Here is a 1,658-nt window from a genome sequence, read left to right as displayed (position 1 = left end):
GAATTTTTGTCAATCATGAATTAATATTGTAGTGATAATAGATAAAAAATCTTTATAAGAGATTTAGAGTTAATAACTACAATTTGATTATTTTGGTATCGATTATAATAATGGACTAAAAAAGTAAAATAGTCGCTCGATAATACGTTGCCAGTAAGGACGTTTTGACCATACCATTACGTCAATGAGTCTAGAATGTGCGATATAATCTTCTTGTACTAGCGCTAGATTGTTGCCAAACGCTTTAGCATCAATGACTAAAGTAATTTCAAAATTTAACCATAAGCTACGCATATCTAAATTAACTGTTCCTACTAAACTTAATTGATTATCTACCAGCACACTTTTCGTATGCAATAATCCGCCTTCAAATTGATGAATACGTACGCCAGCTTCCAGTAGCTCTGATAAAAACGACCTACTAGCCCATTCCACTAGCATGGAATCATTATCACGTGGAATAATAATATGTACCTTTACGCCACGTTGGGCTGCAGTACAAATAGCATTGAGTAAATCATCGCTAGGTACGAAATAAGGTGTTGTAATAACTAATTTTTTACGTGCGGCATAAATGGCAATGAGTAATGCCTGGTGAATGACTCCCTCTGGAAAACCAGGCCCAGAGGCGATAACCTGAATAGTATTACCAGAATAAGTGTATTTGTCTGGTATTATATGTTCAGCTGATGACTGAATACGTTCACCGGTTTCAATTTCCCAATCACGATAATAGATAATACCCATGGCTATAGTAATAGGTCCTTCCATACGTGTCATCATATCTATCCATTGGCCAACGCCCGCTTTTTGTTTGAAGTAACGTGGATCAACCATATTCATACTACCAGTATAAGATATGTAATTATCGATTAATACCATCTTGCGATGCTGACGTAAATCCATACGTCGTAGGAATAGACATAAAATACTAACATGCAAGACTTCTACTACTTGAACACCAGCATCACGCATCATAGTAGGATAATGACTGCAGAAAAAGTGCGCACTGCCAGCAGAATCGAGCATTAACCGGCAAAGAACGCCGCGACGAGCAGCAGCCATCAGTGCTTCCGCAACCTGATCTATAACTCCTCCGGCCTGCCAAATATAAAACACAATTTCAATATTACGTTGTGCTAGACCAATGTCGCGGATGAGTAATTTTATCGTTTCGTAGGTATTAGTAAGTAATTCTATCTTATTACCTATTAGACCACTCATACCCTGGCGGTGTTCACATAACTGAAATATTGAACAAGCTACTTCACTATTTTGAGTAGCAAAAATATGCTGGCAGTCTTTTAAATTATTAATCCACTGATTAATGAAAGGGGATACTGCTTTATTACGTTCGTAGCGGCGCTTACCAATATTAAGTTCACCTAGTAACAGATAAATGATTATTCCTACCAGCGGTAGAATATAAATTACTAACAGCCAAGCCATGGCAGAAGGCACCGCCCGACGTTTCATTAATATACGCACAGTTACACATGCTATTAATAACCAATAGCTAAAAATTAGTAACCCGTTTATAACGGTATACAGCATTATCATAGAAGAAAAAACCTGTTCGCAGACCTGAAATGAACATGAATTTACACATAATGAAGAAAATAAAAAATATTTTGCGATCGAGTATAATTGAAGTGTTA

General features: G+C 36.7%; 1 protein-coding gene. It reads right to left on the bottom strand.

The window, feature by feature from the left end; all coding sequences use genetic code 11:
- Window positions 1–102 precede the first annotated feature (102 nt).
- Window positions 103–1,560 (bottom strand): cardiolipin synthase, encoded by a 1,458-nt coding sequence (gene cls, locus CEX73_RS03210; RefSeq protein ID WP_101627139.1) that lies wholly within the window; start codon window positions 1,558–1,560, stop codon window positions 103–105.
- Window positions 1,561–1,658 lie beyond the last annotated feature (98 nt).

Source organism: Candidatus Palibaumannia cicadellinicola, assembly GCF_002855795.1.
Classification (GTDB): domain Bacteria; phylum Pseudomonadota; class Gammaproteobacteria; order Enterobacterales; family Enterobacteriaceae; genus Baumannia; species Baumannia cicadellinicola_C.
Note: the sequence above shows the minus strand (reverse complement) of the source record. Positions and strands in the feature narration are given on the sequence as shown.